General features: G+C 72.1%; 15 protein-coding genes and 1 tRNA gene. 7 read left to right on the top strand and 9 right to left on the bottom strand.

Going from position 1 to position 14051, the window contains the following annotated elements; genetic code table 11:
* Positions 1-2: 2 nt before the first annotated feature.
* The 3 genes from RBJ77_RS07445 to RBJ77_RS07435 form a co-directional block, all read right to left on the bottom strand.
* Positions 3-707: a chaplin gene (locus tag RBJ77_RS07445; RefSeq protein WP_372344217.1), complete on the bottom strand. Its 705-nt coding sequence runs from the start codon at positions 705-707 to the stop codon at positions 3-5.
* A 127-nt stretch (positions 708-834) separates the two neighbouring features.
* Positions 835-1068 (bottom strand): chaplin, encoded by a 234-nt coding sequence (locus RBJ77_RS07440; protein WP_372344216.1) that lies wholly within the window; start codon positions 1066-1068, stop codon positions 835-837.
* Positions 1069-1265: 197 nt separating this feature from the next.
* Positions 1266-1676: a rodlin gene (locus tag RBJ77_RS07435; protein WP_255979917.1), complete on the bottom strand. Its 411-nt coding sequence runs from the start codon at positions 1674-1676 to the stop codon at positions 1266-1268.
* Between the two features lie 246 nt (positions 1677-1922).
* Between RBJ77_RS07435 and RBJ77_RS07430 the strand changes: the two genes are divergently transcribed.
* The 3 genes from RBJ77_RS07430 (at position 1923) to RBJ77_RS07420 (ending at position 4353) form a co-directional block, all read left to right on the top strand.
* Positions 1923-2333, top strand: a complete 411-nt coding sequence (locus RBJ77_RS07430) for a rodlin (protein WP_255979919.1) — start codon at positions 1923-1925, stop codon at positions 2331-2333.
* A gap of 521 nt (positions 2334-2854) precedes the next feature.
* Positions 2855-3838: an LCP family protein gene (locus RBJ77_RS07425; RefSeq protein WP_372344215.1), complete on the top strand. Its 984-nt coding sequence runs from the start codon at positions 2855-2857 to the stop codon at positions 3836-3838.
* Between the two features lie 107 nt (positions 3839-3945).
* On the top strand, positions 3946-4353 hold the full coding sequence (locus tag RBJ77_RS07420) for a rodlin (RefSeq protein WP_255979923.1): 408 nt from the start codon (positions 3946-3948) through the stop codon (positions 4351-4353).
* Between the two features lie 88 nt (positions 4354-4441).
* Here RBJ77_RS07420 and RBJ77_RS07415 read toward each other — a convergent pair whose 3' ends face one another.
* From RBJ77_RS07415 to crcB (RBJ77_RS07400), 4 genes are all read right to left on the bottom strand, one after another.
* Positions 4442-4669, bottom strand: coding sequence for a hypothetical protein (locus RBJ77_RS07415; RefSeq protein ID WP_372344214.1), 228 nt, complete (start codon positions 4667-4669; stop codon positions 4442-4444).
* 135 nt (positions 4670-4804) lie between these two features.
* Positions 4805-6412, bottom strand: a complete 1608-nt coding sequence (locus tag RBJ77_RS07410; RefSeq protein WP_372344213.1) for an adenosine deaminase — start codon at positions 6410-6412, stop codon at positions 4805-4807.
* 138 nt (positions 6413-6550) lie between these two features.
* Entirely contained in the window at positions 6551-6925 is a 375-nt protein-coding gene (gene crcB / locus RBJ77_RS07405; protein WP_372344212.1) for a fluoride efflux transporter CrcB, read from the bottom strand.
* Positions 6922-7419 carry a fluoride efflux transporter CrcB gene (gene crcB / locus RBJ77_RS07400; RefSeq protein WP_372344211.1) on the bottom strand — a complete coding sequence of 166 codons (498 nt, stop codon included), beginning with the start codon at positions 7417-7419 and terminating at the stop codon, positions 6922-6924. The genes crcB (RBJ77_RS07405) and crcB (RBJ77_RS07400) overlap by 4 nt, the downstream gene beginning before the upstream one ends.
* Before the next feature lie 429 nt (positions 7420-7848).
* On the opposite strand from crcB (RBJ77_RS07400), the gene RBJ77_RS07395 reads away from it, so the two are divergent.
* On the top strand, positions 7849-8565 hold the full coding sequence (locus RBJ77_RS07395; RefSeq protein ID WP_372344210.1) for a TSUP family transporter: 717 nt from the start codon (positions 7849-7851) through the stop codon (positions 8563-8565).
* Between the two features lie 327 nt (positions 8566-8892).
* Here RBJ77_RS07395 and mgtA read toward each other — a convergent pair whose 3' ends face one another.
* Both mgtA and RBJ77_RS07385 read right to left on the bottom strand, forming a co-directional pair.
* On the bottom strand, positions 8893-11469 hold the full coding sequence (mgtA, locus tag RBJ77_RS07390; RefSeq protein WP_372344209.1) for a magnesium-translocating P-type ATPase: 2577 nt from the start codon (positions 11467-11469) through the stop codon (positions 8893-8895).
* Positions 11462-11803 carry an ArsR/SmtB family transcription factor gene (locus tag RBJ77_RS07385; RefSeq protein ID WP_372344208.1) on the bottom strand — a complete coding sequence of 114 codons (342 nt, stop codon included), beginning with the start codon at positions 11801-11803 and terminating at the stop codon, positions 11462-11464. The genes mgtA and RBJ77_RS07385 overlap by 8 nt, the downstream gene beginning before the upstream one ends.
* An 80-nt stretch (positions 11804-11883) precedes the next feature.
* Between RBJ77_RS07385 and RBJ77_RS07380 the strand changes: the two genes are divergently transcribed.
* From RBJ77_RS07380 to RBJ77_RS07370, 3 genes are all read left to right on the top strand, one after another.
* Positions 11884-12339: a tellurite resistance TerB family protein gene (locus RBJ77_RS07380; RefSeq protein WP_255983288.1), complete on the top strand. Its 456-nt coding sequence runs from the start codon at positions 11884-11886 to the stop codon at positions 12337-12339.
* Between the two features lie 85 nt (positions 12340-12424).
* Complete coding sequence (locus tag RBJ77_RS07375) at positions 12425-13663, top strand: alginate lyase family protein (protein WP_372344207.1); 1239 nt, start codon at positions 12425-12427, stop codon at positions 13661-13663.
* A 47-nt stretch (positions 13664-13710) separates the two neighbouring features.
* Positions 13711-13784: transfer RNA gene (locus RBJ77_RS07370), tRNA-Met, on the top strand.
* Positions 13785-14051: the final 267 nt, after the last annotated feature.

Here is a 14051-nt window from a genome sequence, read left to right as displayed (position 1 = left end):
GCTCAGCGCCCCGCGGTACGTGCCCTGCGGTACAGGACGCCGCCCCCGACCAGCAGCCCCGCGCTGGTCGCTGCGGCCGCCAGGAGGTTCTGGTCGACCCCCGTGTCGGCGAGCTGCGCACGCGCCACGGGTGCGTGCTGACCGATCGCCGCCTCCCGTACGGGCAGGTGCTCGTGCGTCGCGACGTGCTGCGGGACGACCCGCTCCGGCTGCGGGACCGACCTGGTCGTCGGCGGCACGTGCTCGGTCGGAGGAACCTCGACCTCGGGGATCTCGGAGGTCTCGGGGACCGCGGGAGCCGCGGACGCCTCTCCCGCACCGGAGCACGCGTTGCCCGACGCCGGGTTGGCCGCACCCACGACGTCGACGCTGTCGCCGCACAGGTTCAGGCCGATGTCCACGGGGGCCTGTACGGAGTTGCCCGACAGGACGCCCGCGGAGTGCGACGCGGTCGCCGCCGAGTCCCCGGTGGCCTGCCCGGCCGTCGCGGCGGACTCGGCGGAACAGTCGTTGCCCGAGGCGGGGTTGACCGCTCCCACGACGTCGACGGTGTTTCCGCAGAGGTTCACGGGAACCGACAGCGGAACCGCGACGGAGTTGCCGGACAGCACACCGGGCGAGCCGCTCGGCTGCTCGTGGTCGCCGGTCATGGCGGACGCGCTGGATCCGGGCATGGACAGGATGCCCGTCGCCGCCGCGGCCGCCATGACGCCGATTCTCAGTGCCTGCCTCAAATGCGTTTTCCTCTCTGCTCGGACCTGCTCGAAATCTGAAGCCGACCCTGGGCCCCGAAGGGCGCCAGGGTCGGCCGGGAGACGAACTGCGGTACCAGCGTCAGTTGTTGGCGCAGGTGTTGCCGAACGTGGGGTTCAGCGCGGCGATGCCGTTGATGCTGTTGCCGCAGAAGTTGACCGGCACGTGGACCGGCACCTGGAGGACGTTGCCGGACAGGACGCCCGGGGAGCCCACGGCCGCCGCCTCGGCGCCGGCGTCGGCGAACGCGGGCGCGGCCATGCCGAGGGCCATGACGGCACCGGCGATGATCGTGGCGCTCTTCTTCAGAGACATGCTTTTCTCCTTTTATTCAGAAAACTGACCGGGACGGGAGACCGAAAGGAAATCACTCGTCCGCTCGATCCCTCGAAAAGCAAACGATTCAACAATGAGTAAGGAAACTGGAAAAAGGCATCGGTTTGCGGACATAAAAAACTCGGGCCGCCCGCGTCCAGTGACGCGGGCGGCCCGAGGTGTCAGATGCGGCTCGTTCAGCCGTTCTGCGCACCGTTGCCGGAGAGGACCGGGATGTCGCTCAGGATGTGCGACAGCGGCTCGTCGCCCTTGGCCTGGGTCGAGTTCTCGGTGCACTGCTGGTTCTGCGGCGCGGACAGGACGGAGATGTCCTGGACCGAGACCGGCACCAGGCCGACGAGGGAGCCGGCGTTGCCCTTGACCGGCAGGCCGATGCAGGGCTTGTTGAGCGAGCCCTGGACCAGGCCGAGCTGCGGGCTCATGTCGCCTTCGGTCATGGAGTTGCCGAAGGCCTGCTTCGCGTCGTTGCCGCTGGCGGAGGTCGTGCCGCCGTCGTCACCGATCGCGAGGGCCTGCGGGGCGGCCGCAGCCGAGACGCCGACGACGGACACGGCGACTGCTGCTGCAGCCATAGCCTTCTTGAGCATTGATCTGTTCCTTTTCTGACAGGCACCGGTTACTGCGAAAGGGACAACTCCACCAGGTCGGTTTAGTTCTGCACGTTCACTCGATCGGCCCGCCGCAGGGAGTGCGTGGGGGCGCTTGCGTGATTGTCATTTATTCACCCTCAGCGGTGTGATCGAAGTTCCCCGTCTGAGTGAACGTGGACAACCGATCCGTCGATACGCAGTTGATCCCGGTGCTGTCAGAAAACAAATGAAGGGGAACCTCTCATGATGAAGAAGGCTGTGGCTGCCGCAGCAGTCGCCGTGTCCGTCGTCGGCATCTCGGCGGTGGCGGCTCCGCAGGCCCTGGCGATCGGCAACGACGGCGGGACGACCTCCGAGAGCGGCAACAACGCGGAGCAGGCGTACGGCAACTCCGCCACGTACGGCAACATGAGCCCGCAGATGGCGCTGATCCAGGGCTCGCTCAACAAGCCCTGTGTCGCCCTGCCGGCCAAGGCCAACCTCGGCTCCCTCGTCGGCGTCGTGCCGGTCTCCGTCCAGGACATCCCGATCCTGTCGGCCCCGCAGAACCAGCAGTGCACCGAGAACTCGACCCAGGCGAAGGGCGACGAGCCGCTGTCGCACGTCCTGGACGACATCCCGGTCCTGTCCGGCAACGGTGCCGGCAACCACTGACGGACCCTGCAACGTGATCGGGCCGCCCTTTCGGGCGGCCCGACTCGTTTTCAGGACCGGGGCCAGAAGTCGCGGGACACGGCCTCGTCCCACTCCGCGTCGAACAGCCCAGGAAGCGTTTTTCCCGCCGCTCGCCATTCGTCCACGAGAGACGAATAAAGGGGCGCCGAGGACGGATTCTCGGGTGCGGTCCTACTGCTCGGAATCAATGCCTGCCGGCGCCAACGCTCCTGCGGATCTCCCATGTCATCGCCCCTTGCCGGGTAGCGGTCGGTTGCGTTCTCCATACCTCCGGCGCCGATGGCACCAACCGCCTTGTGGGGCGAAAGGGTTACTTTCGCCGCCTATTGCGCGAGCCACCCGGGACGAAATGCATACGTCCCTATCCTCGTCGTGCACCTACCCCTTCGCAGTGGAGTGTCATGATGCGGAAGAAATTCCCTCGGGGTGGCCGTAGAGGGATTGTGCTCGGGGCACTCGCTCTTGGATTCCTGGCGTTCTCCGGTGCCGCGATCGGGCAGGTGTCGGGCACCCTGCCGAAGCAGGTGAACGCGTTCGGTGGGCTGACGGACCGTCCCGAGGACGGGCAGGGCGTCAACGTCCTCCTGATGGGAACGGACGGCCGGGACACCATCACCCGCGCGGAGAAGGAGAAGTTCCACGCCGGCGGTGTCGCCTGCAACTGCACGGACGCGATGATGCTCGTGCACCTGTCGGAGGGGCGCGACCGGGTCAGTGTGGTCAGCCTGCCGCGGGACTCCCTGGCGGAGATCCCGGCCGGGCCCGCCGCCGACGGTTCGCCGCGCGACCCCCACCCCGCGAAGATCAACGCGGCGTACGCGGAGGGCGGCCCGGCGCTCGCGGTGGAGACGGTCGAGACGATGACCGGGGTCCGCGTCGACCACTACCTGCAGATCGACTTCCGCCGGTTCATCGACGGCGTGAACGCGGTCCACGGGGTCACGGTGTGCACGGACCGCAGGCTCTCGGACTCCGCCACGAAACTGGAGCTCGGCCCCGGCCGCCACCACCTCGCCGGAGGCCCCGCCCTGCAGTACGTGCGCTCGCGCCACGTCGACGCCGGCGCCGACCTGGGCCGCGTCCAGCGCCAGCAGCGCTTCCTGGTCAACGCGCTGCGCAGCACCGGCGTACGGGACGCTCTCGCCGACCCGGTCAGGGCCGCGGGCCTGGCCAGGACCCTGCTCGGCTCGGCCTCCGTCGACCAGGGGTTCACCGCCGCCGATCTGCTCGGCATGGCGCGGGAGCTGCGCCACGTCCCGCTGTCGGCGATGGAGTTCGCGACCGTGCCGATGGACGGCTTCAACCCGCTGATCGAGAACGTGGGTTCCACGCTGCGCTGGGACCGGGAGCGCGCCGACCAGATGTTCGCCAGCATCCGGGAGGACCGCCCCATCACCCGGCCGGACACCCCGACCGAGCCGCAGGACCCGCCGCGGTTCGACAGCCGGACGGTCGTGCCCGGCGACAAGTTGGCCTGTGCGTGACGAGCGTGTCGTTGGGCCGAACGGGTCCACGTCCGCAACCGTCCGAATTCTGGCCAGTTGATCCAACGTAACGCGTCATCACTATTCGCTCAGTGAAGGGAATTCGCATGAAGAAGCTGTGGGCAACCGCAACGATCGCTGCTTCCGTCGCCGGTCTCTCGGCGGTGGCCGCTCCTCAGGCCCTGGCCATCGGGGATGACGGCGGCACGACCTCCAACAGCGGCAACGGTGCGGAGCAGGCGTACGGCAACTCCGCGACCCACGGCGACATGAGCCCGCAGCTCGGTCTCGTGCAGGGCTCGCTGAACAAGCCGTGTGTCGGCCTGCCGGCCAAGGTCAACGCCGGTTCGCTCGTCGGTGTCGTGCCGGTCGCGGTCCAGGACATCCCGATCCTGTCGGCCCCGCAGAACCAGCAGTGCACCGAGAACTCGACCCAGGCGAAGGGCGACGAGCCGCTGTCGCACGTCCTGGACGACATCCCGGTCCTGTCCGGCAACGGTGTCGCGAACCACTGAGCGACCGCAACACAGTGATGGCGGCGGACTGCTCGCAGTCCGCCGCCATCGTCGTGTCAGGAACCGGGAGGTTCCGGGGGTTTTGGGGTTACTGAACCGAGGGGACCACGTTGGTGACCGGCGCCACCAGGTCGGTCAGCTGGTGCAGTTCGTTCAGCCGGTCGAGCCCGGAGAGCTGGCCGGCGGTGGTGGGCAGCTCGCCCCGCTGATCGGCCGGGATCGCCATGGTCGACACCGAGTCGAGCGTCGCGGTCGGGGAGATGGCTTCGCTGCCTTCACCGGCCAGCGGGATCGGAGCGGCGCCGGCCGTCGGCACGGCGATCGCGGTGGCTCCGACTGCGAGCAGAACAGCGGTGAGGGCTCGTCGAGTTGAGGTCATGTCCCTACAACGGCCCCGTCCGCCGGGCGGATACGGGGGCCGGACGGCCCCCACCCGACAGGTCTAAGGCGCTCAGCGGGCCCGCCCGGCGAAGCTCCGCTCGAACGTGGCGAAGGCGGCCTCCTGGCGCCACTGCGTCTGCGCCCTGGGGCTGGCGGCGAGCAGCCGGCGGCAGTCCGGGTCGCGGACCGGCGTGCCGGGGCGCTCGCCGCGGCAGGCCGGGGCCGGGCGGTAGCCGGTGGCGGTGGGGTTGCCGCGCCACAGGCTGGCGCCGGGCAGGAAGGCGTACTCCAGGGAGGCGCGGGCCAGGTCCTTCAGCTCCGGGTAGGACAGGCCGTAGGTCCGGGCCGCGTACCGGTACTCGTGGCTGATGTCGATGCGGGAGACGCCCGGGTCGTCGGTGGCGAGGACGACCGGGACGCCGTACGCGCGGTACGTGTCGAAGGGGTGCTCGGCGCCCTTGACCCCCAGGATCTGGGCGTTGCTGGTGAAGGGGACCTCGACGGCGGTCTCGCGGGCCGCCATCGTGCGGGCGGTGCCCTGCCAGTCGTCCTCGTGGACCAGGTCGACGCCGTGGCCGATCCGGTCCGCGCGGGCGACGCCGACGGCCTCCCTGATGTGGAACTTCAGGTCCTCGGGCTTGACGAGCCCGGGCCACAACTCGCCCGCGTGCAGGGTGACGTGGGCCTTCGGGTAGACCTCGCGCAGGTAGGCGAGCATGCGCATCTGGAGGCTGTAGTCGCGCAGCGAGCTGTCCCAGTCCTCCGGCTGGACCAGGTTCACCGAGACGAACCGCCGGTCGGCCTCGGCCAGTCGCATGCCGAGGGCCATCTGCGTGAAGACCCGCTCCGGTGAACTGCCGCGCGAGACCTGCGAGGACCAGCGCACGGTGAGCCCGCAGCCGGGGCGGGCGGCGGGGGTGCCGCAGCGCTCGGTGGTGCGGAACTCGGTGTCGGCGTCGTCGGCCTCCTTGCGGGCGTCGGCGACCAGCCCGTCCAGCCGGCCGCCGGCCAGCAGCTTGCGGTGCAGGGCGGCGAGGTCGGCGTCCCAGCCGACGTCGCCCGCCAGCTTCTTGGCGCCCTCCGACGCCGGGGTGACCAGGGTCTCCAGATAGAACTGGTTCTGCGCGGCGACGCCGTCGGCGACCTGGGCGAGCAGCTTGCCGCGGTGGCGCCAGGTGACCTCGCCGAACTTGCCGAAGGTGTCGAAGAAGTGGTCGTGCCCGTTCTGGTCGGACGGGAAGTCCTGCATGGACCAGGCGCGGACGAGCGCGTCGTGGAAGTCCCGGTCGGTGCGCGCGTCGGCGGCCGGGCGCGCGCCGGGTCCGCAGGGGGCCGGTACGGCGGTCATCGTGCCGTCGACGCACAGGCCGTCCTCGGCGGCCAGATCGATCAGGTACTCGGTGGAGACCGCGCCGGACAGGTGGTTGTGCAGGTCGCCGCCCTTGGGCAGGCGCTGGAAGAAGCCGCGCTGCAGGTCGGGGCGGGCGCGGACGGAGGACAGATAGGCCTGCGTACGGGCCTCGGCGGCGGTCACCGGGCGCGGCACCGCCCCGGACGGCTCCGTGTCGGCGGGGTGCGCGACGGCGGCGGTCGCGGACAGCGAGGGCAGCAGGCTCAGGGCGGCCACGGCGGCCGGAACGGCCCAGCGGCGTGCGGAACTTCGACGGTTCGGATTCACCGGAGCATGATCGTCTCCGGGGTGCTGCCGACCCGGTCCGCCGGGCGGCGGCCGGGCGGCAACCACCCGACCGTGTGACCGGCGCCCGCCGCGCACGCGTGCACTGCGGCGGGGCTACGTCGTCACGTCGTCGCGTCGCTACGACCAGAGTGCCTCGGCGAGGGCGGCGCCCACGAAAGCGGCGCCGAGTCCGGCCGCCACGCTCGCGAGCACGTTGGCCGCGGCGAAGAAGCCGGCCCGGTCCTCGGTCAGCCGCAGCGTCTCGTACGAGAACGTCGAGTAGGTGGTCAGCGCCCCGCACAGGCCCGTCCCGATCAGCAGCTGCACCTGCGAGGAGGCCGCGCCGAACGCGACCGCGCCGGTCAGCAGGCCGAGGATCAGGCTCCCCGAGACGTTCACGGTGAAGGTGCCCCACGGGAAGACGGTGTCGAACCGGCGCTGCACCGCGCGGTCGGTCAGATAGCGCAGCGGGGCGCCGACCACCGCGCCACCGATCACCAGCAGCCAGTTCATCGCTGCCTCCAGGTCAGGACGCGTCGGGTCGCGTTCGCCGCGCACCACACCGCCGCGAGGGCCAGGACGAGCGTCGTCGCGAGATAGGCCAGGGCCGTGCGGGGCTCGCGGCCGTCGATGAGCCGCTGAATGTCCACCGCGTACGTCGAGAACGTGGTGAAGCCGCCGAGCACCCCGGTGCCGAAGAACGGCCGGACCAGCCGGTGCGCCTGCCACACGTCGCTGATCAGGACCATGAAGACGCCGATCACGGCGCATCCGGCGACGTTCACCCACAGCGTCGGCCAGGGAAATCCGCCGGGTGCGACCGGCCAGCCCAGTGACACCGCGTACCGCGCCGACGCGCCGATCGCGCCGCCGGCCGCGACCACGGCCACGACCGGGCCCTGCTCCCGCCACGGCCGGGGCAGGCGGGCCGGGCGCCGCGCGGACGGGTACGGATCCTCGTCGGGATCAACGGGCTCAGGCACCACTTCAGTGTGCGGGGGCCTCATGAACGTGCATCTCCTACTCGCCGGCACCCGGGTGTCCGGGCGCGTGCCGTCGCAAGTAGGGACTGTTGGCGGCGCCGGTGCCGCGGTTCGGGTACGGCGAGCCCCACCGCCGTGCAGGCGTCACTGCCGACTGCTGACGTCCAGGGTAGTCCCGGCCGGCGGCCAAGTGTGCCCGGGTGGAGCGCGGTGGGGGCCGAACGGCCTCTGGCGCCGGGCCCCGGGCGGGCCCAGAGTGCCGGGCGCGGGGCTTGCTCTGCGGACTGGGGCCCCGCCGGGGCGTCGTCCGCGCAACCGGACGACGGACCGTCGTTGAGGCGGGAGCATCGATGGCCGCGCGCCCGTCCGGCCCCTACAGCCTCGCGGCCGGCCGGACGCGTCCCCCAGCACGCGGGGGTCCCCTTCCACGGAGCGGCGCCGTACGCTCCGCCGATGGGTGACGTGGTGCTGGCGGGGATCGTGGCGGTCGCGGGGTGCGTGCAGTGGCTGACCGGGATGGGGTTCGCGCTGGTCGCCGCGCCCGCCCTGATGCTGCTGCTCGGGCCGGTCGACGGGGTGCTGCTCGCCAACTGTTCGGCGGGGATCGTCAGTTGTGCGGGGCTCGTCAGCGGGTGGCGCGGGGTGCGGCCGCGGGCCATGGTGCCGTTCGTCGCGGCTGCCGTGTGCACGGTGCCGGTGGGGGCGTGGACCGCGTCCCGGCTGCCGGAACCGGTCCTGATGGTGGTGCTCGGTGCGCTCGTCTGTCTGGCCGTCGGGCTGGTCGTGCACGGGCTGCGGATGCCGGGGCTGGCCGGGACGGGTGGGGCGCTGGTGGCCGGGGGAGCGGGTGGGTTCATGAACGCGGCGGCCGGGGTGGGTGGGCCGCCGATGTCGTTGTACGGGGTCAACGCGGGGTGGTCGATGCGGGAGTTCGTGCCGAACGCGCAGTTCTACGGGGTGGTGGTCAATGTCGTCTCGGTCGCGGCGGGGCGGTTGCCGCGGTTGACCGGGCGGTCGTGGGTGGTTGTGGGTGGGGCGTTGTTCGTGGGGGCGGTGGTGGGGTGGGCGCTTGCGGGGCGAGTGCCGGAGCGGGGGGTTCGGGGGTTGGTGTTGGGGTTGGCGTTGGTGGGTGGGGGGTTGACCGTGGGGAAGGGGTTGTGGGGGTTGTAGGTGGGTCGGTGAGTGCGGGTCTCGTCGTGGTTGCTCGCGCAGTTCCCCGCGCCCCTAAAGTGCACGGCTTCGCGCCGTGTCGCGACGGGTTGTCCGCCGGGTGCGGGTGGGTGGGGCTTCTCGCGCAGTTCCCCGCGCCCCTGAACAGCCGGCTGCGCGCCGTAGCCGTCACTGGTTGTTTGCCGGGTGCGGGTCTCGTCGTGGTTGCTCGCGCAGTTCCCCGCGCCCCTGGCGGGGCGCCCCTTGAGATGGCGCACGGAGTGCGCATCTCAGGGGCGCGGGGAACTGCGCGAGAAGCCCCGCCGGGCCGCGGTCCGCGACGAGGGATCAGCTGTCGGCGCGCGCTCGTGCCATCCCCGCCGCCCAGCGGAGCGTCACGGCGTAGGTCGTGAGGACCAGGGTCAGGAGGGCGTAGTACAGGGGTGGTAGCGGGGTCATGTCGAGGAGGGGGCCCAGGGGGGTGAAGGGGAGGGCGAGGCCCAGGGTGGCCAGGCCGCCCACCGCCCACCACACCGGCCGGGCCCGGCTCCGCGTCGAGCGCAGGAGCAGCATGACCAGCGCCTGCGTGAGGAGGTTCTCGGTGAACCAGCCCGCGTGGAACGCGTCGGGCGAGGAGAGGCCGGGACCGGCCAGGACGAGGATGCCGAACGTCGCCAGGTCCGCCGCGGCGTTCAGCAGCCCGAACCCCGTGATGACGCGCAGGAACGCCCGGGGCCGCAGCGCCGTCGGCCGGGACAGGACGCGCGCGTCCTGGCGGTCGTACGCCAGGGAGAGCTGCGCCGCGTCGAAGCACAGGTTCTGCACGAGGACCTGGGCGGGCAGCATCGGCAGGAACGGCAGCAGCAGCCCCGCGGAGAGCATCGCGATGACGTTGCCGAGGTTCGACGACAGGGTGATCCGCAGGTAGGACGCGGTGGTGGCGTTGGCGTGCCGGCCCGCCGTGACGGCGTGCGCCATCGCGTCGAGCCCGTCACCCGCCGCACCGGCGAGCACCAGGTCCGCCGACTCCCGGGTGACCGGCGCCGCCTCCCGCGCGCACACCCCGACGTCCGCGGCGTGCAGCGCGGGCACGTCGTTGACCCCGTCGCCGAGGAAGCCGACGGTCGAGGCGGTGCGCAGGGCCCGTACGACGCGGGCCTTGTGGGCCGGGGTGCAGGAGGCGAACACCGTGGTGGCGCGGGCGAGGTCGGCCAGTTCGGCGTCGGTGAGCGCGTCGAGGTCGGCGGGCGTGCGGACGACGCCCGGGTCGAGGCCCAGGTCGCGGCAGGCGCGCGCCGCCGTCCCCGGATGGTCGCCGGTGACGACCTTGACCGTGACGCCCTGGTCGGCGAGCGCGCGCAGCGCCCCCGCAGCGGTGGGCGCGAGCGTGTCCGTGAAGGCGACGAGGCCGACGAAGGCGAGCCCGCGCTCGTCCGCCGTCGTCCACGGACGGCGCCGCGCGGCCCGCTCGGCCGTGGCGACCGCGAGGACGCGCAGCCCTTGGCCGGTGAGGGCGGTGGCGCGGGCGGCGAGGCGGGAGCGTTCGGCGGGGTCGAGCGCGCACCGGTCGAGGACGTCGTCCACGGCGCCCTTCACGGCGAGCGTGTGCGTACCGAGGACCGTCCCCGGTTCCCGTACGACGGCGGTGGCGAGGCGGCGTACCGGATCGAAGGGGAGCGCGCAGATCCCGTCGTACGCCTCCCAGGAGTCGGGGTCCGTCGCCGCGAGCAGCGCCTCGTCGAGCGGGTCGGGCGTCGGCAGCTCCGCCGTCTGCAGCGTCCACCAGGCCGCCACGCCCGCCCAGTGCAGCGCGTCCGGGTCGGAGCGGCCCGCGTCGACGGCCGGGCGGTCCTCGGTCAGCGTGCCGGTCTTGTCGACGCACAGGACGTCGGCGGCGCCGATGTCGTGCAGCGCGGGCAGCCGGCGCACGATCACGCCGTGGTCCCGGGCGAGGCGGGCGGAGCCGCGGGCGAGCGCCGTCGTGACGATCACCGGGAGCATCTCCGGGGTGAGCCCGACGGCGACCGCCACCGCGAACGGCAGCGTCTCCAGGCCGCGGTCGCGCAGCGCCGCGTTCGCCATCAGGACCAGCGGCGGCGTCAGCAGCATGAAGCGGACCAGGGTCCAGGAGATGCCGTGCACCGAGCGGTCGAAGGCGCTCGCGCCGCGCCGCCGCCCGGCCGTGTCGAGGGCCGCCGCGAACCGGGTGTCCGCGCCCGTCGCCACGACCACCGCCGTGGCGCTGCCCGCGGCGACGCTGCTGCCCTGGAAGCAGAGGTGCCGGTCGTCGCCCGCGTCGGCCGGCAGATCGGCCGGCCGCTTCGGCACCGGCACCGACTCCCCGGTCAGCGCCGCCTGGTGCACGGTGAGGCCGTGCGCGCGCAGCAGTCGTACGTCGGCGGGGACCGGGTCGCCGGGACCGAGGCGCACGACGTCGCCGGGCACCAGGTCGGACACCGGCAGCTCGCGGTCGGCGGGCGGCTCGTCCCGGTCCGGTCTGCGCACCACCGTGGCGGTCGTCGCGACCAGTTCGCGCAGCGCGGCGACGGACCGCTCGGCCCGGTGCTCGCCGCCGGCCCGCAGCGCGCAGCTGACCGCCACCAGGACGAGGATGACGGTCGCGGTGCCCCAGGACGCGACCGCGGCGGAGACGAGCCCGAGGCAGAGCAGGACCGCGGTGAACGGGTCGCGCAGGCCACGGACCAGGCGCCGGGCGAGGGAGTCGGGGCGGGTGCCGGGCAGCGTGTGCTCGCCGTACCGGGCGAGCCGCCGGGCCGCCTCGTCCTCGGTCAGGCCGCGCGGCCCGCTGTCGAGGGAGCGCAGCACCTGGAGGGTGCTGGGGGCTTCGGCGACGGACCGGGGAAGGCCCTGACGGGACCGGCCGGGCGGGCCCGTGGTGCCGGCCGCCGCCGAGGAGTCAGGCACCGAACCGGCGGTTGCGCGGGGCCGGCGCGGCCGCCCGCTCGGTCAGCTGGCCGATCATCAGCCGCACCACGGCGACGACGCCGGGGTCGTCCACGTAGTACACCTGCCTGCGGCCCTCGCGCCGGGACCGGACGAGACCGGCCAGCTTCAGCTTGGTCAGGTGCTGGCTCACGGCGGGCAGTGCCCCGCCGACCCGCTCGGCGAGGCCGGTGACATCGCTCTCGCCCTGCGCCAGGGCCCACACGATGTGCAGCCGGGCGGGCGAGGCGAGCAGCCCGAACGCGGCGGCGGCCTCGGCGAGCACGTCGCCGGGCGGATCGTCGAAGGTCGGCATCCCGCAAGTCTAGGGCGGAACTTCCGGACCCTTCCGCTAGTTTCTACACCGCTGTAGAAACAATCTCTGGAGGATCGCTCATGGCCCTGTGGGACCGCATCAAGGAGTCCGCGTCGACGATGCAGACGCAGCTCGTCGCGAAGAAGAACGACCTGAAGTCCGGTGCCTTCCGGGACGCGTCGATGGCGATGTGCGCCCTGGTCGCGGCCGCCGACGGCACGATCGACCCGGCCGAGCGGCGCCGCGTCGCCCAGCTGATCACCTCGAACGAGGTGCTGCAGAACTTCCCGGCGGCCGACCTGCAGCGCCGCTTCGACGAGAACCTGGACAAGCTGACGGCCGACTTCGACTTCGGCAAGGTCAGCGTGCTCCAGGAGGTCGCCAAGGCGAAGAAGAAGGAGGCCGAGGCGCGCGCCGTCGTGCAGATCGGCATCGTCATCGGCGGCGCCGACGGCGACTTCGACGCGACCGAGCGGGGCGTCGTCCGCGAGGCCTGCCAGATGCTCGGCCTGCCGCCGCACGAGTTCGACCTCTGAGCCCTGCCGTCCCGACCGGCGCAACAGATCCTGCGCCGGTCGCCCGCAGGGGTCAGGCTGCCAGTGACCGAACCGGAGGTATGGCATGGCAGCGGCAATGGGCCCGTGGCGGCGGCGTGTTCTTCTCGGGGCCCTCGCGCCCGTCCTCGTGATCGCCGCCACGGCGTGCGGATCGTCCTCCGGGCACGACGCCACCTCCGGCGCCCAGGCCCGCCCCGAACCCCGCCCCTCCGGGGCGCCCTTCGCGCACCCGGGCGTCCTGGTCGGCAAGGCGCAGCTCGCCGCCGCCCGGAACCACGTCGCCCACAAGGACGAGCCGTGGCTGTCGGCGTACAAGGAGATGAGCGGCAGCAAGTACGCCGACCTCGACTACCGGGCGAAGCCGTACGACGTGGTCGTGTGCCCGCCCGACACCCGCCCCGGGCAGGGCTGCGTCGAGGAGCGCGAGGACGCCATCGCCGCCTACACCCAGGCCCTGCTCTGGAACATCACCGGCGAGAAGGCGCACGCCGACAAGGCCGTGCAGATCATGGACGCCTGGTCGGACGTGGTGAAGCGGCACACCGAGGGCAACGCGGGACTGCAGACCGCCTGGGCCGGCACCTCCTGGGCGAAGGCCGCCGAGCTGATGCAGTACACGTACGACGGCTGGCCGGACGGCGAGGAGCTGAAGTTCCAGCGGATGCTGCGCACCGTGTACCTGCCCGAGGTGCAGTCCGGCTCCGCCGACTTCAACGGCAACTGGGACCTCGTGATGGCCGACGCCACCATGAACATGGCCGTCTACCTCAACGACCAGACCGCCTTCGACAAGGCCGTGCACCACTTCCGCACCCGCGTCCCCGCCTACTTCTACCTCTCCTCCGACGGCCCGCTGCCCGTGAAGCCGGAGGGCAGCGACATCGACACCCCGGCCAAGCTGCAGACGTACTGGTTCGGGCAGAAGACCTTCAAGGACGGCCTCTCCCAGGAGACCTGCCGCAACTTCAAGCACGCCAGCTACTCCCTCGCCGCCACCTCGCACATCGCCGAGACCGCCTGGCACCAGGGCCTCGACCTGTACGGCGAGGTGAAGGACCGGCTCGCCGCCGCGCTGGAGTTCCACTCGAAGTACCAGCTGGGCGCCGCCGCTCCTGGCTGGCTGTGCGGCGGCAAGGTCCAGCGGGACATGGGGCCCGACACGGAGGTGGGCCTCAGCCACCTGCAGGGCCGCCTGAAGATGGCCCTCCCGGAGACCGAGAAGCTCACCAGGAAACAGCGCCCGGAGGGCACCGACGACCTGTTCGTGGCGTGGGAGACGCTCACCCACGCACGGTCCGCCTGAACGGATTCGCCTCACTGCTCCCGATGGCGTACTGTTGGGTTCACCGACGCGGGGTGGAGCAGCTCGGTAGCTCGCTGGGCTCATAACCCAGAGGTCGCAGGTTCAAATCCTGTCCCCGCTACTGAAGGCCGAGGCCGGAATCTTTCGAGATTCCGGCCTCGGTTTGTTTTTGCCGACGGTCGGTCACGCGTCGTAGTCTCGTCCGCACCATGAGTGACGTGCGGCGCGCAGTGAGCAGGCGGGGGGCGGCCCTCGCGCTGCTGCTCGCCCTGTGCGCCCTGTTCCTCTCCGGCACCTGCCACGACGGTTTCGCCGCCGGCCCCGCCGCCGTCGTCCACCACGACCACCACTGCGCCCCCGCCGACCCGCACGTCGCCGCCGCGCAGCC

The sequence above is a fragment of the Streptomyces sp. KL116D genome, from assembly GCF_030766975.1.
Lineage (GTDB): Bacteria > Actinomycetota > Actinomycetes > Streptomycetales > Streptomycetaceae > Streptomyces > Streptomyces longispororuber_A.
Note: the sequence above shows the minus strand (reverse complement) of the source record. Positions and strands in the feature narration are given on the sequence as shown.